At 62.7% G+C, this 21,255-nt stretch carries 12 protein-coding genes; 4 read left to right on the top strand and 8 right to left on the bottom strand.

The features are described from left to right. Window positions 1-2: 2 nt before the first annotated feature. From drmB to drmD, 6 genes are all read right to left on the bottom strand, one after another. On the bottom strand, window positions 3-1,835 hold the full coding sequence (gene drmB / locus AC1KAR_RS11380; RefSeq protein WP_480317537.1) for a DrmB family protein: 1,833 nt from the start codon (window positions 1,833-1,835) through the stop codon (window positions 3-5). Continuing rightward, a complete protein-coding gene (gene drmA / locus AC1KAR_RS11375; RefSeq protein ID WP_480317535.1) occupies window positions 1,835-5,332 on the bottom strand; it encodes a DISARM system helicase DrmA in 3,498 nt (1,165 codons plus the stop codon). Before drmA ends, drmB begins: the two co-directional genes overlap by 1 nt. Window positions 5,333-5,455: 123 nt before the next feature. Then, window positions 5,456-6,919: a hypothetical protein gene (locus AC1KAR_RS11370; protein ID WP_480317533.1), complete on the bottom strand. Its 1,464-nt coding sequence runs from the start codon at window positions 6,917-6,919 to the stop codon at window positions 5,456-5,458. Between the two features lie 17 nt (window positions 6,920-6,936). Next, window positions 6,937-9,639 (bottom strand): Eco57I restriction-modification methylase domain-containing protein, encoded by a 2,703-nt coding sequence (locus AC1KAR_RS11365; RefSeq protein WP_480317531.1) that lies wholly within the window; start codon window positions 9,637-9,639, stop codon window positions 6,937-6,939. A 144-nt stretch (window positions 9,640-9,783) separates the two neighbouring features. Beyond that, window positions 9,784-11,229 (bottom strand): hypothetical protein, encoded by a 1,446-nt coding sequence (locus AC1KAR_RS11360; RefSeq protein ID WP_480317529.1) that lies wholly within the window; start codon window positions 11,227-11,229, stop codon window positions 9,784-9,786. Window positions 11,230-11,231: 2 nt separating this feature from the next. Further along, entirely contained in the window at window positions 11,232-14,408 is a 3,177-nt protein-coding gene (drmD, locus tag AC1KAR_RS11355; protein ID WP_480317527.1) for a DISARM system SNF2-like helicase DrmD, read from the bottom strand. A 476-nt stretch (window positions 14,409-14,884) separates the two neighbouring features. On the opposite strand from drmD, the gene AC1KAR_RS11350 reads away from it, so the two are divergent. Both AC1KAR_RS11350 and AC1KAR_RS11345 read left to right on the top strand, forming a co-directional pair. After that, a complete protein-coding gene (locus tag AC1KAR_RS11350; protein ID WP_480317525.1) occupies window positions 14,885-16,837 on the top strand; it encodes a site-specific integrase in 1,953 nt (650 codons plus the stop codon). Window positions 16,838-17,128: 291 nt separating this feature from the next. After that, a complete protein-coding gene (locus AC1KAR_RS11345; RefSeq protein ID WP_480317523.1) occupies window positions 17,129-17,596 on the top strand; it encodes a hypothetical protein in 468 nt (155 codons plus the stop codon). A gap of 265 nt (window positions 17,597-17,861) precedes the next feature. Here the strand turns inward: AC1KAR_RS11345 and AC1KAR_RS11340 are convergent, their stop codons facing one another. Beyond that, window positions 17,862-18,476 (bottom strand): OST-HTH/LOTUS domain-containing protein, encoded by a 615-nt coding sequence (locus tag AC1KAR_RS11340; protein ID WP_480317521.1) that lies wholly within the window; start codon window positions 18,474-18,476, stop codon window positions 17,862-17,864. A 224-nt stretch (window positions 18,477-18,700) separates the two neighbouring features. Between AC1KAR_RS11340 and AC1KAR_RS11335 the strand changes: the two genes are divergently transcribed. Together AC1KAR_RS11335 and AC1KAR_RS11330 are read left to right on the top strand one after the other, a co-directional pair. After that, on the top strand, window positions 18,701-18,910 hold the full coding sequence (locus tag AC1KAR_RS11335) for a helix-turn-helix transcriptional regulator (protein WP_480317519.1): 210 nt from the start codon (window positions 18,701-18,703) through the stop codon (window positions 18,908-18,910). A 451-nt stretch (window positions 18,911-19,361) separates the two neighbouring features. Then, entirely contained in the window at window positions 19,362-19,631 is a 270-nt protein-coding gene (locus AC1KAR_RS11330; protein ID WP_480317517.1) for a DUF433 domain-containing protein, read from the top strand. 174 nt (window positions 19,632-19,805) lie between these two features. On the opposite strand, the gene AC1KAR_RS11325 is transcribed toward AC1KAR_RS11330, so the two are convergent. Beyond that, window positions 19,806-20,921, bottom strand: coding sequence for a tyrosine-type recombinase/integrase (locus tag AC1KAR_RS11325; protein ID WP_480317515.1), 1,116 nt, complete (start codon window positions 20,919-20,921; stop codon window positions 19,806-19,808). Between the last annotated feature and the right edge of the window lie 334 nt (window positions 20,922-21,255).

The following is a 21,255-nucleotide window of genomic DNA, read 5'->3' as shown; positions in this document are numbered from 1 at the left end:
CCTCAAGAAAAGAAGGGCACGACCGCGCTGCCAAGCGTTTGCACGAGGAGTGACCGGTCTAAGAACTTATTTCCTCGCTCGCACGACGTTTCCGGCGCGAACTGGCAGGCGTGGCAGGCCGCACCGTGCAACGACGCGGTTCCGTCATGTCCGGGGTGATGCTCGGCACAAAGCGGGTCGGACGAGCACAGCTGCATGGACTCGAGGGCCTGTCGGATGAGGCGCCCAAGTCGTTGGGGTTCGCCTTGCGAAACCAGGCCGCCCAGTGTTCCCTCGCTGTCGGGAGCCGCAGTGAACAGTAGCAACCCTGCCATCTGCGATTCGGAAGTGCCGTCATCACAGTAGATGCGCTCTCGGATGCTCGCGGAGCTATAGCCCGACTCGAGCGCGAGCTGTCGCATCAAGGCATGGGAGAAGGAGTGGATGAGCGCAAAGCGAAGCCCAGGATAACCAGCCGCGGGGTTTGGCATCGCACGTGCTGTCTTCCATGCTCGGTGAGCTCCTGAGAAACCGGCGTCCCGGGGCGCATTCTTGGCCGCCCAGGCGAGAAGGACATCGCGTTTGAAGTGGAGAAACAGACCCTCCCCACGCACTTCCGAGACGGGTACCCAGGTCGGAGCGTTGCGGGACAACGGAGCTCTCAGTTCATCCGGAATGTCGCTCGGGTCTGAATAGTCGCCAGGCGAATCAATTCGTGTGAAACCTACAAGCGCCCGCACTTCGCGCAGCCGCTCCACTTGCACAACCTTCTCAAAATACGCCTCAAATCCACTTGGTGGCGCGACTGGAGTCAGCTCGAAATCCCCAGTGTTTTTCGCGGGGTCCGGCGTCGAGAAGACTTGCCATTCGGGCTGCTTAAGGTCCGCACTCTCGACCGTCGCTTCTGTGCCAGAGCGCTTCGCTTGAATCGCGCCCCAGACTCGACCGTCATCGAATTCCTCGAACCCGCGGAGATTGCCGACGGCACGAAACGCGGCGAGAACTTCCTGGGAGGCGACGTGCTGCAGCATGACCCACTTGTCTTCGACGAGCTGAGGCAGCGGGTCGGCATGGCGTGGAATCGAGAGCGCCGAAAGTGTGATGCCGAACCAACTGTTCGATGCGCCGAGCAGCATAGTCTCCGATTGCTCTGTGCATCCACCCGGCTCGAAGTCCCGTAGATGCGGTCGCCGCCCCCGGCAGACGAACATTGGGTCCGAACCGGCCGACTCTCCGAAGGCATCCACCATGGAGCGCTTCGCTCCGCAGCTGTCGCACTCGACAAGGAGGTTCGCCGCATCATCACCGGCGCCGGCTTTTTTTAGCCGAAGCGGGCCGTTGCAATTCCTGTCACCACTGTGGACGAATCGCAGCCATGGAAAGTCGTCCATGTGGCCATGCTTACAGGCCATCTGAAAGCGCGTCGGTAGAACCGCAGGAGGAATAGGGCTCTTGTTGCAAGCCGTGTGGCGATACCGAACCCTGTCCGGCCGGTAGGCGTCAGCTTGCAGTTCGAACAGGCCGGAACTCAGCGGGGCGACAAGGTCGCACCACGGACAGCGGTACCACTGCGGGAACGCTGCCACCGGAACGCCAATGCGAGGACCGTTCAGCGGGTCACGGCTCGATTCATCCGGGTCGACCGGTGGAAGCATCAAGCGCTCTACTTGACTCCCAAGCTGGCCGCGGACGGCGGCGAGTAAACGCTCCTCGCCGACTGGTATCGCGTACTGCAGCTTCCAGTCATCAAGGCCCATCACCATGGCCGCGATGTTCGGCAAATCCATCATGGCACCCACGCCGTAGGTGTGCAGCAGCTGTGTCGGGCGCACGTCGCCCACTCTGTGCTCGGCCATCAGCCTTGCCCTCCCCGATTGATTGCGGCCCCAATTTGGATGGCCAAGGTGCCAGCATCGCTGCTGACAGGGTCGCTGTACCCCTGTCCGTACCCGTCATCAAGTGGTCGGTCGTCGAGCAACAAATTGACGCTGGGCTCGACGTCACGTAGTGAGCCGAGGCAGGTGAAGGTATCCCACTCGCCGAGGCCCGCCTTCTGCAACAGCGCCAATGTCAACCCGTCGCGCTGGCTTTGGTACCCGAGGCGTGCTCCTCCCGGTTTGGGTGCCGCCTCGCGCAGCCAACGGTCCAGGCGATGTTGAAGCTGGCTCTGTACCTTTTGGCCTTCAGCGGCAGACTGCGTTACCTCCGCAGCCCGTCGGGCGATGGCGGCCACTGCGGCCTGCACCAACGCCGCCGTGCGGTCTACCTGGCCAGCCGCTTGATTCGTGTTGTATGTCGTGCCTGGAAGGCGTACTAAGGCTGCCAGGATGGCAGACAACCCGCGGTCGACAGCGCGTCCAGCGAACGGTGTGACAGATAGCGCCTCGACGTGTTGGTAGAACGTCGCGTGGTAATGCGCGAAACGCTCGTAGTGCGACAGGTCTCTTGGTCTGGCCCAGTTGTAAACCGTGCAGACAAGGCCGGGAGCAGCCGCGTTTCGACCGACACGACTCGTTGCCTGGATGTACTCCGACGTTCCCTTGGGTTGCCCAGCCACGACCATGAGGCCAAGGCGTTTGATGTCGACGCCGACGGACACCATGTTCGTTGCCAGAATCACGTCGAGCGGGTTGGGCCCTGCATGCCCCGCCTGGCGCTTGGCATGGGGAGGCAATGCCGGGTCATGCTGAACCTCGAGTCGGTCCAGCAAGGCCGGGATGTCTCGAGAGTTCTTGCGAGAAGTGAGTTCTTCCAGGGCGGGTGTGTGGCGGCGCACTAAGCCGCGCCGGTCCATGTCGCGGAGGCGCGAGCGAACGTCGTCGTCCACCAACCGCCGCATGCCCCCGAGCTCGCGCATCGAGTTGAAGTATCCCAGCAGCGTCATCCACGGGTCGACGCACTTGCCGTACTTCACGAACAGTGCTTGACTGGCGGCCAATTGGGCTACGTAAACACGAATGAGGGCTAGCTTCAATCGCCGCCCAAACGCGGCCACACCGATATAGCGGCGACCGGGGAATCGGTCGCTTGGTGGCCGTTGAATGCTGAAAAAGTTGTCTTCTACATCCAAGCCCTGAGGGGGAAACACCCTGACGTCGCGCAAGAACAGCGAACGCATTTGCTCACGTGCCTGCCGGATGGTGGCTGTTGACGCAATGACCTTGGGCCGCACTTTGCGTCCATCGACGGTCCAAGTACATAGCTCGTCGACTGCCGTCTCGTACAGTCCCACCAGGCTGCCTAGCGGGCCGGAAATCAGATGCAACTCGTCTTGGATGATGAGGTCTGGTGGGCGCAGCGGGCCGTGGTCGACCCTCCGCACGGCAGCCATGCCATTGCGAGCCGGATGCAGGCCGGCGTCCTCCATGCATGGCGAAGTGAATCCATGTCGAGGGCAATAGCCGTCGACCTGCCCGAACAGCATCTGCGTCTTGCCGTTCCATGGCATCTGTGCAAACTTATCGACGGTGGCAATCAATAGCGCTGGCAAGCGTCGGTAGATTTCCTCGTCGACGGTTAGCACGGGGATGCCCTCGTCCGGCGACATTGCACGGCTGAAATCGCATCGACCCAGCTGGTCACCGCAGAAGGTGAAGACACGGGCTCGACCACGGTTATAGGTCTCTACCGAAACGTCCTGGCCAGACTTGATTTCGCTGCCGCACCACGGGCAGTTCGTCAACTGCAGCGGCGAACCGGCGCCACCACGTCCGGCACCCGCGCCGTGCGCCCTGAGGATGGCCTCATGTGCATCCTCAATGGTGTTCGGCGTGGTGCGTTGCCCCACCCAAAGCCCGATGCGGAAAGGCTCGGCACCCCAGGTACCGGTATCTGCCCGGCGGATGACCTCGCAGGCGCACATGAGAGCTGATGCGCGCTGAAACTGTTGCAACGTGAGCAGCCGCAGCGTGTAGCGCATGATGACAGCCACACCTGCGTGACCGAGCCGCCCGCCCACGACCCCCTGCAGGCGCCGCAGACCTATGGTGTAGGCCGTCAGACCCAGATACGCCTCGGTCTTGCCACCGCCGGTCGGGAACCACAGCAGGTCAGCCAGCGCGGTCGCGTTCTCGCTGCGGTCCGCATCGTCCAAGCGGGTGACACCAGGAAGGTTGAGCAACACAAACGCCAACTGGAACGGGCGCCAGCTCCTGTTGCCGGGTTGGTCCAGCTCTTCTAAAGTCCCCGGCGTGCTTGCGCGCCGTCGCTCCGCCAGCAAGGCATGGATGCGTTGCTGCCACATGGCTTGATTTGCAAAGCGAAAGGCCTTCAGCGCCTGCGGGTCCGATTCCAGCAGTTGCACGCCCGCATTGATGCGTGTTCTCGCCTCGCGGCAATCCTCCAAGGACTGCCTCGCAGTTGCATCGAACTCATCAAGGCCATCGGCACCCGCATCGACCCGAACCTGATTGGCTTCTATCCATTCGCCGTAGCTGGCGGTCAGCACTCGCAACGACGCCAGCAATTCTGTATCGGGCATCTCAGCCAGGCGCTGCATGTCTAGCACCACACCGGCTAGGGCTGGGTTGTCCTCCACGCCGGGAGGCGTGGTCATCGGCACCTCGTAGGTGGGCGCTACCCGGGTCGTCAAGCGAGCTGCCGCGCCGCGCTGTTCGGTGGATACTTTTGCGTCGACCGCCACCCCGTGGCCGACTGCAAATTCCACATGGCGCCGGTAGAGCATCTCGAGCCGCCGCTGCTCATCGGTGGCCGTTGCGGAACGCCGGCTCCGTCTGAGGAAGACGGACGCCCCATCCAGCGCCGCGACTTCGAGCTCCGGTTGGAAAACCAACTCATCTTCCTTGGGCCGGCGACCCGCTGTGACTTGGCCGTTGACCAAGAAGAGCGAGACCACCCAGTCTTCGTCGAGGCGCCGGATGCGGCCACGCACCACGACATCGGGTTGGCTCGAATCTGCTGGAATCGACGCGATGTCTCCCTCAGTCAGAGGAACGGGTAACGCCTTGCCACCCATTGGGTATCGCCGCCAAACAGTCTTCGGGTTGCCAGCAGCGGTGGTCGCAGTCTCGCTCTTCTCCCGGGCGTAGCGGCCCCAGCTCGGCGTGACCACAAGCTGCGCACACGCCCCGTCGACCGTGCAGGTCAGACCAATGGCTGCGGGTGCCATGGAGTCCATGGGCAGCGCGAGGTCGTCGGTGCTACCGTCTTCGACCGTGCTGGCCCCGTCTGACGCCAGGGAGTCGGACTCAGCGGCACGGACGACGCTGCGCCGAGGCGAGAGCTGGCCGATGAGATATCGGTCAGAAACGCGGGGTTCGTCGACCTCCTCGTGAGGGCCTCCCGCAGGCCCCAACAGGTCCTTGACCACGAGGTCTTCAAGCTCGGCGCGCACTGCCGTTGGCCTAGGCACGGCCGCTGCGAGCAGTGCCGGCACGCTAGCGACCGTACTTGGCGCGTTGTCTCCGGTACTCATCCCGCTGTTCTCCTGATTCATTGAATTCGGCATGCCTCAGCATCAATTGTTGTCTGCCATCGGCGGGCGAGCCGAAAGGTCGCGCTCGACGGTCTCACCGTCTGTCGAGCCCGTGTCTGAAGGGGCCACGGCGTTCTCAGCACCGAGGTGAAGCGTCATTGACACCAGCGGATGGAAGTCGGGAATGATGCTTCGAACCATGCCACTCTCGAAAAAGTGGTGCGCGATGGACGGAAACAGATTCGGGTCAACAGGGCGTGCAGCGTTCGGGTTGTGAAACATGTTCAGTCCTTCCGCCCATGACTCCGCAACCAGCCCTGGAGCAACCTCGAAGGCGAAGTGGCGCGGGGCCGTCGCGTTAGGTCGATGGTCGTAAGCCAACCCCTCGCGAAACGTGCGAATCCCCGGCGTTTCGAAACCAGCAAGTCGCCCCATCCGATTGAACTTCGCCAGTGTCCCGCTGTTGGAGTGCAAGACTGCGCTCACGTTCTCCGCTCCGGGCTGGAAGAAGAAGCCCGAGGGGATTTCTTTGTCACCGTAGCGATGAGTATCAATCTTCATCGGACGGATGACCAATTGACCCCGTGCGTCTACTTCGTGTTCGTGGTGGTAACCGTACAGGTAGCGCTGAAGGCCCGAGCTCGTCCACAGCATTGACCGCGGTGCATGGAAGTCAGCGACAGCAAAGATGAGTGGGTGACCGGCTGCATGCTCAAGTTGCCAATAAGCAGGCCGCTTGCTGAGCTTGGAGTACAGGGCGCTGCCGAACTTGATAGGCACGAAGTCCTTCAACAGTTCTTGCGCCTCAGCGTCCGAAATGGAGTCCAAGTTCGGCTCACCGCTGCCGAGGTTGGCACCACCCGTTGGGTTCACCGTCACGGCCTCGATGCAAATTCGTTCATCGCCAAGGTCGATGACGTAGTCTGGCGCGTGGAATGAGCGGTCCAACGGGAGGCACTCTTCGTTCAGGTAGGCATAGAGGTAGAGCTCCCATGTTCGGGCGTCGAAGCCAAGTGTCTGGAACTCACGGACGAAGTGGCCGTCGATGTCGACGAAGTTGCGCATCATCTCCCGGATGATGCTGATGGCCGGTGCCCAGGCCGGATACCGAATCATTGACCGAAAGCTGTGGTGGAGCTTGTCATCCGCTACCAGCGGTGTAAAGAGGTCTGGAAGACCTCCTGTCTCGTCGCCTTGAAGGAAGACACGTTCAGCGCTGTCGATGTGACGCTGCATCGCAGCCATCAGGGCCTGGTTCCCCTCCCTTTGCGTCGGGACGCTGACATCTCCGTCAATCCATCGGAAGCGGCCATCCTCATCCCTGCCGAGCACGGCGTAGCTCCAGTCATAGTCGACCAAGTCGAGAGTCAACACCCCGAGAAGCCATTCGTTCGTGTCGGCGTACCACTCGACCTCGTCGTTAATCGCGGAGGCCATTGGCGAACGAGACCACAGCACGAAGGCGTTGAAGCGTTCGCGGCTGATGGGGTGAATCGTTCTTGCCACCGGGTCGGTCCAGCCGGCTATTCGAATAGCGGCGTCTGCGCTCTCTGCGCTGCGGCTTTTTTGGCGGCAGACCTTCCTGCCCGTTTGCGAGGAGCGGTGAGTTCGGCTTGCGCGGCTTGCAGGCTTCGGGCTGAATCCTGCTCCTCCTGATAGCGCTGGCGGTTCAGCGTCGAAAGTCGGCGCAGGATTTCAAGGCGGGCGGCTTCGGAGATGGTGAAACGCACTCTGTCGTTGGCGGGCAGCGATGCAACCTCATGGAAGCCGTGTTCTGGGTCGACGTCGGTCCAGGCATAGGCCGCCAGCAGAGCGCGGTCGATGTCGGTGAGCAGGTCGCGAATCGACGACAGTCGCCCATCTTGCCGGTCCGGGCTGTGTAGGGCGTTGTAGAAGATAGTCAAGCCTCCGCTCGCTGCACACCAGTCTGCCCGTTGACCATGGAACATCTCACCAAACACTTCCAGCATGGTCAGCTCCCCTTCGGGGCGAGGTAGCGTCTCGAAAATCTCACTCGGCAGGTAGCGCAATCTGCTTTCGAGTGAAGACGAGTTCTTGCGCGCCCAGACTTCGTGAATCGACGAGCACAGGATGGCGAACTCGTGCCAAGAACTTGACGCAAAAACTCCCGTGGCATGTGAAAACACCGTCGCCGGCGAACATGCTGCGGGCGCCAAATGCTTGCTGACGAGCGAACAGGCAAATACGCGCTCCGGCATCGGTATTCTGTCCGACCACCCCTCCGGGTGCCGTGAGAACGCCAGCCCCCTCCCAATGGCGTGGTAAAGCGCCTTGGCGTCACGCCCATAGAGCCACCACTTCTTCTTTCGACCCTCGGCAGTGGCATTGCCAGTGAGTTGGTCCCGCTCCGGCTTCACCAACCCCCGCACGATGCTCAACAGTTCCGGAAAGTCTGCAGCTACCCGCCCCGGATAGTCCAGCGGTACGCGTCCCTCACGCAACCACAGTTGCCGTCGTCGCTCGTCCGCGTTCGCCCACTGGCCGTCTTCCACGGAACGCTCCAGTGGCCAGTCCCAGAAGTTGATGACCCAGCGCGAGGCCTGCTGCATAGGGTGGGAGTTAAGGTCTTCGCCGTTCAGGAAGGGGAACAGCACTTCGGTGTTGCGAGCTGCCCGGGCGATGTGGGCCTGCGCATCCTCGGGCGATAGGGTGAAGCCCGCGCCCAGCACATTGGAGCCCTGGAAGCTCTTGCCAGCATTGGCCATCAGCTGCTTAGGGCTCCACTCGTCTTCGGCCGACAGGAACGCCGAAATGTTGGGCACCGGGGCACCGCTGATACGGCGCGTGCCGCGCCAGTGGCCACGCACACCATGCACGGCGCTCGCCACCACTGCTGCCGCGCCAGGCCATTCGAAGTTCGGCCGCGCGGCATACAGGGAGACGCCCTGGCGCAGCATGGCTTCCAGCCCCACCTGCCGCGTGTCGCCTTCGGCGATGGTGTTGACCGCCAGCAGGCCGAAGGTGCCGCCCAACCGCAATACTTGCACGCCGCGCAAATAGAAGTACGCACAGAGGTCGGCACTGCCGCGGCGGCCATCGGCTAGGTGCAACACTAGATGGTCTCGGTAGTCGGTACCGAACAGGCCAGTAATCTTTTGTCCACCAACGAATGGCGGGTTGCCGACGAGCGCATCAAAGCCGCAAGCGCCGGTAGCCGAGAACACCTCAGGAAATTCCATCAACCAATGGAAAGGTCTGCGTGGCGCCCCGCTGGGATTGGCTGCGCCCAGCATGCGTTCAGCGCTTTGTCGCAGAGGCCATAGCGCTGCTTCGCCCTGGCTGTCCGCTGCCAGGCGTTCACCCTGTGGCGGCATCAGAGCGGCACCCGCCTGCAGTAGCAGCTCCTCCAATCGCGCATCGAGCAAGGTGGCGCTGCGTTCGGCGTTTGAGCCGGCCGTCGACAAAGCAGCGCCGACTATGAGGTCGCCCAGCACACGCACCCGGGCCAGAGATGCCTCGGCCTCGCGGTGCAGGCGCGCCTTGAGCTCGGCATCGCGCACATCCAGCGCGGTGAAGCGCTCTAGCTCCTCGCGCTTGCCACGAGCCTGGGCCAGCAGCAGCCTAACTTCACGCAGCAGGTAGTCCACCACGCGTGCCTGGGCGCGTACGGGTACGAGGTGAAAGCGCTCGAGCTGCGCCGGGTCGTGCAGTCCCAGCAGGCTGTCGCCGCATTTGATGGAATGGTCCAGGAAGGTGAAGGGCCTGTGCTTGTGCAGTGTGACGAGCCACAGCGACAGCTTGGCCATTTCCACGGCCATGGGATTGAAGTCCACGCCGTAGAGGCAGCGCTCGGCGACCAAGCGCCTAGCCAACGCAAGCCGTTCCTCCGGTTCCGAGGGCAGCAGTTGCTGGCTGTGGCTCGCACCAGCCGGGATGGCCTCCGGGACGGTGAGCGGGCCAGCGTCAGACGTTACCTCAGCGCGTGCCCAACCTTCCACCACACGCTCGGCCATGTAGCGGCAGGCCTGGACCAGGAAGGCGCCGGACCCGCAAGCCGGGTCGCAGACCTTCAGCAACAGGATGTCGGCAGGTGGCTTCAAGGTCTCCAGGGAGGGCTCCGTGCCCTCGCCCACACCGACATAGAGCAGCGGGTCGAGTGTGGTCTTGATGACCTCTTCTGTCAGCGCGCGCGGCGTGTAGTGCGTGCCGGTGCTCCGTCGGTCGCTGCCTTTGGTGACATAGACGCTGCCGATGTGGATGACCACGGGGTGGCCCGCACTGTCTTCGCGCAGCAGGTGGGCGTATGGTGAAAGCCGGGAGTACAACCCATCATGCCCAGCGCACACCGCTTGCATTGCCAAGGGATTCGGTGGCTCACCGCGGCTCAGGTCACGCAGCAGCGCGGGCGCCTAGCGGCCTGTTCGCTCCTTCAAGTAGTCCACTAACGCCGACCCACCTTCGGCCGCCTTGGCCTCCAAGACCGAGAGCTCCACCTCGACATCGTCGCCACCACCGCCACGCAGGCCAAGCACCGTGGACTCAGCCCGCCGCGCAGTGTGGTCCAACAGACCTTCGTAGACGTGACCAATCTGTTCGATGTCGAGTGCTCGGAAGCTCAAACGACGTGGCTCCGTACCGCCGCCGGGAAGTCGCATCTCGAGAAACTGCAGCGCCTCCAACAAATGCAGCACCGTGCGGTTGTTGATAGACAGTGGTTGCGCTGGCACTTCATGCCAGCGCGTGCCTGCTGCGCGGCCCTCCAGAAAGGGAAAGCGGTCCGGGTCGAACAATGCACCACCGTATGCGGGAAGGCGGAGCTGGTCGTGCTCGACGCCGGAGTAGATGACGCGGAACGTTGCCAACAGCCGCGACCAGGCGTCATGCCGGTAGGTCAGTAGGTTTTCGTCGGGGACTTCGCGCAGCTGGTCGCGCAGCGTCGAGACGGCGTAGTGCCGATTCCACAGAGGGTCGCCCAGCAGCAACAGGCCGCGTTCTTCGGCAGAGAACACAAAGACGAGGCGCATCATCACTGTAAGCGCCGCCTCGTAGAGTTGCTTCTCGCCGACACCAGTGAGCAGCTGGCCCTGGCGGTCAGCATTGATGCGGTCAACGGCCTGCACCAGTACCTCGACCGCCTTGCGCACCTGGTAACCCAGCTGGTTGGTGACTTCCTGCTGGCTCTGCGCACTTTCGGACAGCATGGCCGGCAAGCGGTCGGTCTCTGCGACCCCGAAGGCGCGTCGTGCACCCAGCAGCGAGCAAAAGGCGCGAAGGGTCAGTGGCTCCTCGCTCCACAGCGCCGCGTCCCAGGTGACATACGTTGTCGACTCACCAGGGCGAGCGGCAACCAACTGCCAGTCGGCGCCGTTGGTCACCAAGCCAAGTGGTATTCCAGCCCCTTGGAGCAACGTCATCATCCGCGTCGAGGGAGATGCTGTTCGCCAGCGACCATCAGAAACGCCTGTGTCGAGGTTTTGAGTCGGTGGATAAGTTGCGACTAGAAGTGCGGGCTTGTCGTTCTCAGCGAGCTTGACCGCGTAGGTTGGGCGCAATGTTTCACCGTGCTCCGGAATCAAAACCTCGAGCCCCGCAGGCATGGCCTGCCCTTGCAGTAGCACTTCATCGGGGTGACGCAGTACCCGCTTGAGCACGAATTCAATCCACGCTGTGTGGATGGCACGGTCGCCTTCCGAGTCTTCCCATTCAGAAAATGCCAGGCGCGCATCTCTCGCCAGGCCATCGTCCAGGGTGTCGAGCTGCTGTGGGAACACCCGCATCAACACGGGCAAGGACAAGAACGGGCCAGAGATGTCGACCAGCGACAGCCATTCGTTGTGGTGACGGGCGACAGACATGGTCAGGCGGACAGGCCTTGCGGCACAAGGTAGGTGACGGCCACTGGGAAGAGCTTCGGCGACGGCTGGGCATATCTGGCGCGAATCAACTGCTCCTCGCGTTCCATCTCTTGCGGCAGCTCGCTCAGGCGACGCTCGAGAGCACCGCGGTCGCGGTCGAGTTGTTCCCTCTCTGGCGTCGTGAACAGCTCAAGCTGGGGCTGGACGGTTGTGAGCTCGGCCTGGATGCGTTGGATGAGTTCCTGAATCGAGGCGCGCATCGCCGTCACCTCGTTGTCGGCACGCTCATCCAGTCGGCTCTGCAGGGTCTTGGTCCGGTCGCGCATCCGTGCCTCCAGCGCACGCAAGAGGTTGTCGCGGTGGTTCGGCCAAAGGGTCTCGAGACGATTCAAGAAGCTCTGCGGCGCGGGCTGGGGTAAGCCAGCGGCTGTCAGGCGCTCGAGTTCGCCGAGGCGGTCGATGCGCGTGAAGCGACCCTCCTTGACCCGGCCACCGGCAAAGATGACCTCCTCGTGGATGCGTTGATTGTCAGCGCCTAGCACCACAAGCCGGGCGTGAGCAACTGCCACGGGCGCATCGGACTCGTTGGCGGGTAGCAGACGAGCCGTGATGCGGCTCAAGCGCTTGTCGGCAACAGCCCAAATCTGCGCCCTCAGCAGCTGCAGACACATTTGCACGAGTCGATGATTCAGATGAACGAGGACTACATCGTCCCGCCCCTGAGCTAGGGCATGGTCAAAGACGATGGGACGCTGCTCGTGAGAATGCGGATGCCCCAGCCCTTCATGTGCCGACTGCCAGGTGCCGGCCAACTGAGGGACACGGAAGACAGGGCATCGAATGCGCTGGCCTGTCGGGTCCGGCCAGACGCCTGTCAACGCACCCTCGATGAGACTTGGCTGTCCTGCCAACGCCAACCCGGTTTCCACAACAGACTGGATGGTCTCGGGAGTGAGGTCCAGCGTCCGGCGAGTTTCCAAGAGCTGGCCGTGGAGCTTGGCAAGTTGCGCGTTCAGCTCGTTCTCTACACGCCGGATGCGCAACAGATTGCGAGCGGGCTCGGCCTGACTCTCGGCCTGAGAAGTATCCAGGCTCTTCCGGCGACCAAGCATGGCCTCGGTGACCTGTTGAGAGATGACCGGGCCGACCTTACCGAGGTCCTCGCGGATGGTCTCGACCTTTCTGGCGGCGCGGAGCAGGAACTCGAGGTCGCCCTCCAGGTCCCCTGGATTGGCATCAGCCGCGCCCCGCGCCCGCTGTTTGTAGCCCTTGCCAACAAAGTGATGGATGAAGACCTTCGACTGGCGTTGGCCGTGACAGTCGATACGGCCGTTGCGCTGCTCCATCCGGTTGGGATTCCACGGCACCTCGATGTGCACCAGCTGGTTGCAGTGGTTCTGCAGGTCAAGGCCTTCAGAGGCGGAGTCCGTCGCCAGGAGGATGCGAACGTGCGACTTCGACGGCGACGCCTGGAACGCATTCTTGACGTTCTCGCGCTCATCAGACGGCATGCCGCCGTACATCATGAGAATCCGACCCTGGCCACCAAGGCCGGCCGTCACCAGGCGTTCCAGCAGCCACTTCTGCGTGGCACGGTACTCCGTGAACAGAATGACGCGTTCGTTGCTCCAGTGCCCCTCGGGCATGACGGTGTGCTGAAGCCATGCGATGAGGGCTCGCACCTTGGCATCCCCCTGGGCGGACATCTTGGCCGCGTGCGCGCGCAGGCTGTCGACTAGCGCGCGCTCCTCTGGGTTCAGTGGTCGCAGCAACGGTGCAGCAGCTTCGAGTGCGTCGTCAGTCGCGGCATCCCACTGGTCGTCACTTTCGACGTCGTCCTCGAGGCCCTCAATCTGGCGTCGCAGAAGCCCGGTAACGGGCGCGGCAGCTGCGGCCCGCCGTCCGGCCGAGAGCGACTGAAGGTGCTTGTCGAGAGTGAGGCGGAAGGCCTCAGGCGACGAGAACAACCGCTTCTTCAGGAGCTTGAGGACGAACTCGGTCGCGTAGCGTTCGCCGTCTGTGCCAGCGCCCTCACTGCGAAGTTCGGTGTAGCGCCTAAGGTCACGATGCGCCTGGCGCTCGGCGTCGCTGTAGTCGACTTCGAGCGCTTCAAGGACACGCTCCGGGTAGCGCGGAGTTCCGTCCCAGCGCGAGGGAAGTTCCCGCTTCATCCGGCGCACCATGACGGCAGCCAGCTGTTCAGGGTTCGGCCGAACGCTGCGGGCGAACCGCTGGTTGTCCAGCAACTCGAGTAACGCTGAGAAGCTCTCGGGGTAGCCGTTGTGCGGCGTTGCCGAGAGGAACAGCTTGTGCTCGAAGTGGGGAGTCAGAAGCCGAATGGCCTGAGTGCGTTGCGAATCCGTCGCGTACCGGCCACTGCCCGACGGCGCGACGTTGTGGGCTTCGTCCACAACGAGCAGGTCAAACCGCCGCGGGTACGTGGGTTGTCCCGGAGCGGGAAGCACTTCACGCATCAGCCGAAGCGGCCGCTCGCGCTTGATGAAGTCCACCGAGGTGATGAGCCGCGGGTAGTGGTTCCACGGGTTCACGTGCAGCCCACGGCGCCGCCGGAGCTCCTTCATGGAGTCGCTGTCGATGATGCGGAAGTCCAGGCCGAACTTGTCGCGCATCTGCTCGCGCCACTGAATTTGCAGGCCGGAAGGACAGATGATGAATGCCGTCCGGATTCGGTGGCGCAGCGTCAGCTCCTGGATGACCAGGCCTGTCTCGATGGTCTTGCCCAAGCCGACGTCGTCGGCGATGAGCAAGTTGACGCGCGGCATTTGGATGGCGCGGGCGAGCGGGTCGAGCTGGTAATCCTCAATCTCGATGCCGCTGCGAAACGGTGCCTGCAGTGAGCTGGTGTCCGTCTGGGAGATGGCCCCCCAGCGGACGGCGTTCAGGAAGGCATCTAGGCGAGCAGGTTCGTCGAAGCTCCCGAACTCCGGCATCGAAGCGTGCTCGAGGACGGCCGTGCCTGGCTCCAACTCCCAGACAACTCGTAGCTCCTCGCCAAGTCCGTCATCCTCGACCGATGACATGGAAATGAGATGCTGGGGCCGTACACCGCCGCCCGCACTGCTGGCCTGAACCGCCGTAACCACAAATCGACGGTTCCGCGCCTGGACGAGCTGCCCAGGAGCCGGGAGTTGCTGAGGTAGGTGGATGACTTCGGGCACGTCTGCCTACTCGTTCTTGTGCAGCCGGCTTCCGGAACATCCTGGCCGGCACGGTTCATCAGTTTCGCACAGCGTACTGCCCGCAACAGTTGCACAGCCCCGCGCCCCAAAGCACGGCCAAGCCCGTCGCGGTGAATAAACAGCGGGTGCCTATACCAATAGCTCGACCGCTGAACCGTTCCGGCCCAGCGAGGACCCTGAGCCCACCGCCTAGGCAGTGGCAACCCCCGTAACGGCGAGCGTTCTGGTGTTCATCAACCAGATTCGCATGGAGACGCCGCACGCCAATTCAATGGCGATGTGGGTTGCATGCAATTTCCCGTGCCTCTGGAAATAACGCTGCCGTTATCAGCGCCCTTCACAGACTGTATATGTTCACCACCCCACAGAATCAGGACGAAACCTGCGCATCTTCAGCAACGACCCAAGCGCGTTCGGCAGCCGAGAGCAGCTCAGCTCAACCAGCGTCGACAGCAATGACCTACGGCCAACTGCTCGACCACGGCGTCGCGCTTTTCGATGCGAGCGGGAAGCAGCAAGCAAAGAACGTCGCATCAGCACTCCGGCTCTGGGTGCAGGTCCACGGCTACACACTCGAGAAACGGGTTGGGGAAGAGTTCTCCGTCGACTTCGACAAGTTCTTCTTGCGCTTCAGCGACGCCATTTCGGAACGCCTGGCAACGCGCACCCAGAGAGACCGGCAAGAGCAGATTCTGCGCTGGCGGCGAATCGCCGAGGCGCTGCGCGAGCGCGACCTGCTACCGGCCGCCTTCAGTGATGCATTGCAGCACTGCCTGAAAGCATCGCCACTGACCATGCGTCAGATTGCCCGGGACAGCGGCATTGGTGTTCATAGCCTTCGGTACTGGGCCAATGGGCACGGCCAGCCACGGGGTGCAGCCGTCAACGAGCTGGCCAGACTTGAGGCGACGCTTGAGTTGCCGGCTGGAACCCTTGCCAGTCGATTGCCGCCAGCACGTCGCACCCGGTACGAGCGCGGGGCCGAGAAGAAGGACAAGACCACGAGCTTTACCAAGGTCCGTCGGGCCCAGCAAGCCAGGCTAAGCAAGCCGTATGCGATGGAGTTCTCTGCTGCGTTGTCAGCGCAGTGGACGGACCTTCTCCGCCTCAAAACCGACCCAATGCGCGACGAGGCCCGCGCGAGGAATACTTGGCGCGTCAAGCCGCTCGAACGCGTCGGGTCGCTCATAAAGCCATGGATGGTTGTCGACGGCCAGGTGTGCCCTACGGCGGGTGTTCATTGGCAGTTCTTCGCCTCATACCTTGGCTGGCTCAGTCTGCCCCGGCCTGAAGGGCCTGGGGTTCCTTCTGCGGACACGCACACCCTTGCCTGGCTAGCTGACCCGGAGCAAGTCATCTCGTACGCGAGGTGGCGCATCAACTTCTCCGGCAAGAAATTCCACAACGGGGTCAATGTGCTGCTGCAACTCGTCGAGAGCTACTTGAGGCCCAAGACTGGTTTCCTCTGGCTGCGTCCGGAACTTCGGGCGACGGTGCCCTCAATGACTCTGATTGCGGAACAGGTCAACACTTCCGCCTGCTCCGAAAGGGCCGCATGGCAGCAGCACTGCGAGACTGCTCGTCGGCAAATTCGCGCGTTCCGCGAGCGGACGGCGGACGCGATGGGCGTTCGCCTTTCCAGGGACCCGACGGAGCGGTTGGCTGCTGTCCTGCACGACGAGTTCCCGCTCAAGAAACTGGTTGAGTTCATCGAGACGTTGGAGCGGTCCGCTCCCCCTCCGGCGCATCATCGTGACTACTGCGCTTGGATTCGAGACGTGACGCTGTGCAGGCTGATGGCGTCGAACCCCCTCCGGGCCAGTCAGTTCGCGGCCATGACGTTCAAGTCGGACGGCTCAGGCAACCTCTTCCGCGCTGGCCCAGGTCGGTACCGCCTGCGATTTGAACCTCACGATTTCAAGAACGAGAAAGGTGCTGCCGACAAAAATTACGAGGTCGAAGTCGATGCTTCGGTGGCGCCTTGGATTGACCGGTACCTTGCCGAGAGTCGGCCTCATTTGGTTGACGCGGAAGTCACCAACCGCTTCTTCTTGGCGGCTGCCGTCGGCCCGAAGAAGCACAGAGCGTTTCTGGAGGAGCAGGGGCTGGAGCAGCCGAAGGGATGGAGCGCTCACGGAATTCTCGACCGCATGAAGATGCTGACGTCGACCTACATCGAGGGCTGCGCCGGATTCGGTCCACATGGGTTTCGCCACATTGTTGCGACAGACCACCTTCGCCGGCATCCCGGCGACTACTTGACCGTGGCCACGCTTCTCCATGACAAGCTCGAAACCGTGCTGAAGAACTATGCTCACCTGCGACCCGCGGACGGACTGCGTGTGCTGTCATCAGGCATTCGGGAGGCGGCGGCACAGCTAGCCGAACAGCGCAAGCGTGTCGCATAGGCGTTGCTGTCGGTTGTACAGCGAGGCGTGGGAGCCGGGCGCGATTTCAGGTCGCCGGAATCGCTGCCTATACGAAGTCCCTAGGCCATTCCAAAGGACTTTATGCAAGCGCTTTTCCACGCCCTCGGTACGACAAAGTTTCTTCGCAACGCCCGTCTCGGTAGCATCGTTACGCCCGACCGGTTGCGAGCCGAACTCCGTTCTGTCAAAGAGCTTCCGCCCATCGCAAACTATGCCCTCGAGGCACCCGCCCCCAATTGGCTCATCGAGAAGCTGGACCCCCGCCTTCCGATGGCCCCGCACTACCAAGTGTTCCCAACGCTAGACCGGCGGGACGTGCTGCTGCTGGCGACGCTGCAATGTGCCAATGTGCAGCTGCGGTGCGTCATGCAGCTCAGCGACCCCAAGGTGCAGGACTTCTTGTCGGACGCGCTCGACCAGGGCCTCTTCACCGTGCTTTTCTATATCGAAAACACGAAGCAGAACGCCGTATTGGGTGTGCCCTTCGACCTGGCCGACCCACAGGCGCTACGCAGGCAGATGAAAGAAGCCAAGTGCTGCACGGATGGCCTCGCGCCAGCTGTCCAGCTCACCAACTTGGCAAGCCATCCCGTGTTTCAGCCAAGTTTCATCGAGGGCCATGCCGTCGATGACGTCGTGGCCATCCTTGCAGGTATGCCGACCACGCATGAGATGAACGTTGCGTTGGGCGGGGAGCCCCAGGACCCCACTGACGACAGCCGCGGTCCGCTCCACTGAAGGCTCGCAGGTTCACAAGCACTCAATCATTCATTCGGGACACAGCAGCCGCTGTGTCCCGTCTTCTTGCACACCACAGGTCCCACGGCTCCTACGTTCGCTCCCGATACCAAGCGACCTTCGCGGCGTCCGGCTCGCGCGTGTAGCGCAAATCGAAGAGCTTTGACTCGTGGAGCACATGCGGCCAAGAACGACAGCCATACCGCTCTGGCGTCTGCAACGGATGATGTCGAGCGGCGAACTGGATGGCAGCCTCCAGAGGTGTCTATCCGTCCGTTTGAAGCTTCCTCGCGGCGTCTCGCAGGCACGCCGCGATTCCCGACGCCGCCCACAAGACCTTGCCATCGGGTGCGATGCCATTGACGAGGAGTTCCATGAATTCGGGAGTACTTAGCTCGCGCGCTGCAGCTTTCCTCGCATGGTCCAGGTTGTCTGCCCACTGCCGGAGCTCTCCCACGTGGTCGTCGATACGGGCGTACGCATTGGACAAATACTCGACGGCGGCGTCGCACCCTGGCACCGACCCTACGTCGAAGAGTTCAAGGAAGTGATGAACCAGCGTGTTTCGCAGGTCGACCAGGTCTTTGACGCCCTGCTTGGCCCTTTCGTAGTCGGCTTGGGGCATCTGGATTCGAACGACCGTCCTGAACCCAGCTTCCGTGGTTGACGCCAACCGTTTGTCTGCATCGTCGCCATCGCTAAACCCGTCTGGGACGATGACATTCTTGAACAGGCGTTTGGCCACTTCGCCGAGGTTCGTTGTCGCGAGTTCCGCCGAGCGCCGCGCCGGTTCGGTAGGAAGCGTCGACATCGTGCCACCGATGTCATGCAAGGCCACGATGGCCTTCATCAACGCCTCGTACTGCTGCAGGCGCAGCATGCAGCGCCCTAGCCGTCGCTGCACCTCGTGTTGCTTGTCTTCGGTTTCCCCCACGTTGAGCCTCTCTTGCTTTTCCGGTGAGCTTACAGACCAGTAGCCTGCTTCCCGAGCGGGCCTTCGAACAATGGATGCGTGACGCAAATCACACCGCCTCCTGGAACCCGCGCGGGGAATAAAGACCGGGTCCTAGACACAGGACGTAGGTCAACAACCCTGGAATCGCAATGTCTCTCCCGTCCGCCACCCTCACCCTGAAGAAGTCCGATGTCTGCGACTGCCTCAAAATCTCCGCGCGCACGCTCGAAGGTCTCGTCAAGGCCGGGACCTTCCCGCCTGCCGTTCGCATGGGCAAGCACGTCTATTGGAGCGAGAAGTGCGTCTCCGACTTCGTCACCCGCATGTTCAATGCTCAGAACACCTGGCGTCCCCTCTGAGGTACCGCTCGCGCAGCGGCAGGCGGCCTTCGAGTCCGACGACGACAGCTCTCTCACGATGACGTCAGCGCCGTTGGAAGTCCCTCAAGGACGGCTCTCGCTGGTGGCAAAACTGCACCAGTACGCGCTGCTTGGTCGGGGTGAAGATGGAGTCTCCGCGGCGCTCACAATCCCTGTTTTGTGGCTCTATCTCCACACAATAGGTATTTGAGGGGCGGCAGTAGCCTGCCGCACCGCGTCGAGCTACGGCTCCGCCTTTGCTTGCGCGGGAAGTACCCTCTCGCTAACAAGCGTCGGAATGGCCAAAGGCCGTACGCCCTCGGGGAAGCGGGTTCGAGGTGCTCATCTTAGGCATCCATTGCCGAGAGCACTTCGAGGAGAGCGCACTCGATGCGATGCCGCCCTCGGGGCTGCGACACCCCCTGCGCGGAACTGGGGGCTAGACTGAGTCATGGCTCGCGAAACACCTCCCGCAATTGAAGTCGATGCCGGCACCATGGGTGGCACCCCGGTGTTTGCAGGCTCGCGCCTGCCCATTTCGACCTTGCTGGCGTGCGTGGATGCAGGCAATGCGTGGGAGCGCATCGTTGCGAGCTGGCCTTTCCTGACGCCTGCTCATGTCGAAGCCGCACGTTCCTACGTCGTTCGGAGCGACGTTCACGTAGTGGCCCGCATGCCCGACGTAGCGACGGACGCAGACTTCGAGCGCTCGAAAGGCTGAGGGTGGACGGCGGCGAGCGCTGCGTCCAAACATCATGGCAGACCTCACGTGCCCTACACGGAGGTCAGCGTCTCCTGCCAGGGCATCTGAAACATTGACTGCTTGCGGAAGGGGAGTCCCAAGGATGCCCTCACGACAACGCGGGCGACGCCTGTCGCCCGCAGGAGTCACGGCTCAAGCCGCCCGAATCAACTTGAAGGCTGGACGCCTCTCGGTTGCCGCCAGCGCCTCTTCCACCACCTTGGTTTTGGTCTCGGCGGTTGCTTGCTCGGCGGCTTGGGCTTCCATGAACTTCACCACGTCGTCCGCCTTCACGTTCACATAGCGCTTCACCATCTTCAGGTCCTTGTGGCCCGTCAGGGCTTGGACCAGGAACACATTGCCTGATGCCAGAGCCAGGCGGGTGGCACTTGTGTGGCGCAGGTCATGCAGATGCAGGTCTGCGACGCCGGCTCGCTCGCAAACACGTCGCCATGCCGCTTTCAGCGACTCATAGGTCACCAGCACAATCTTGTCCTCGGGCCCGCCCGGGTTCAGCGCTTGCAGCTCCTTCAGTGCGGCAATGGCCGCAGGAAACAGCGGGACATCGCGCTTCCCACCCTTGGAGTCGGTGAGTCGCAGGACCTTGCGCTCCCAATCCACATCGCCCCAGCGCGCATGCTCGAGCGGCTCAGACGCGCGCATGGCGGTTTCTCTCAGCAGCGTCAGCGTCGGGCCGACGAGTTCGTTGCGGCACTCCTGGACGGCCTCGTCCAGGCGCTGCTGCTCTTCCATGGACATCACGCGGTCGCGCTCGTTGTCGAGCTTGGGCATCTTCAGCCCGGTGGCTGGGTTTTCGCCCGGTTCGTTCCAGTTCCACACCTCTTGCGCGTAGTAGAACAAGGTGCGCATGAGCGCGCGCTCAAGGTGAACCGTCGAAGCACCGCGACCGTCGGCACGCAGCGCGTCCATGAGGTCCTGCATGTGGTGCCGCCGCACCTCCGCCATCGGCATGCGAGCGATGCGGGTGCGCTGCGCATCGCTCTTGGCTGTGGCGCTGGCCAGCTCCCTGCGATGCTTGCCCAGGCCCTTGGGAATGTCACGCTGCGGCTGGGCGGGTTCGAGCTCGACCAGGAACAATGGCCCCTTGCCCTCTCCGTCGGTGGCAGGCACGACACCCTGGACCTTTCCGGCGGCGACCGCATCGGCCCACTTGGTCACCTTCAGCGTGTCCAGGCCCAGGGCGCGCAAGTACTTGTTGATGCGATTGGCTTCCTGCACCGCCCCTTTCATGAAGCGCAGGCGCGCCATCCCGTAGTCTTGGGCGGCCTGAGCAACAGTCGTGCGTTGTGGGCCGAGGCCTTTGGGCGCACCACGGGTCTCGAGTGGATTCACAAGCTTGTCCATCGCCTTCTTGGCGGCGGCAGAGGTCTTGTAGCCCGAGACAAACAACTCCTGGCCGAGGATGCGACGGCGCATCGACCAGGTCTTCCCTTCCTTGTACGGCTTGGCTTCAGCGGCCATGGCGGGCCTCCATACCGGCAAGGTGTGGGAAGCCCATCGGCGTCAGGGCGACGCCACAGGAACGGGGGAAACTCAAAAAACTCATCTTGCAACTCCGAATCATCTAGGAGTTGCGTGTAGG

The organism is Piscinibacter sp. PDB1-1, from assembly GCF_056675995.1.
The sequence above is the reverse complement of the archived record's forward strand: the minus strand, read 5'-3'. Positions and strand labels throughout refer to the sequence as shown.

Bases quoted from the DNA above. Each gene is read 5' to 3' on its own strand.
- AC1KAR_RS11340 (WP_480317521.1), bottom strand. From the start codon at position 18,476: ATGCTGCGCCTGCAGCAGTACGAGGCGTTGATGAAGGCCATCGTGGCC.
- AC1KAR_RS11335 (WP_480317519.1), top strand. From the start codon at position 18,701: ATGTCTCTCCCGTCCGCCACCCTCACCCTGAAGAAGTCCGATGTCTGC.
- drmB (WP_480317537.1), bottom strand. From the start codon at position 1,835: ATGGCCGAGCACAGAGTGGGCGACGTGCGCCCGACACAGCTGCTGCAC.
- AC1KAR_RS11325 (WP_480317515.1), bottom strand. From the start codon at position 20,921: ATGGCGCGCCTGCGCTTCATGAAAGGGGCGGTGCAGGAAGCCAATCGC.
- AC1KAR_RS11360 (WP_480317529.1), bottom strand. From the start codon at position 11,229: ATGTCTGTCGCCCGTCACCACAACGAATGGCTGTCGCTGGTCGACATC.
- AC1KAR_RS11330 (WP_480317517.1), top strand. From the start codon at position 19,362: ATGGCTCGCGAAACACCTCCCGCAATTGAAGTCGATGCCGGCACCATG.
- AC1KAR_RS11350 (WP_480317525.1), top strand. From the start codon at position 14,885: ATGACCTACGGCCAACTGCTCGACCACGGCGTCGCGCTTTTCGATGCG.
- AC1KAR_RS11345 (WP_480317523.1), top strand. From the start codon at position 17,129: ATGGCCCCGCACTACCAAGTGTTCCCAACGCTAGACCGGCGGGACGTG.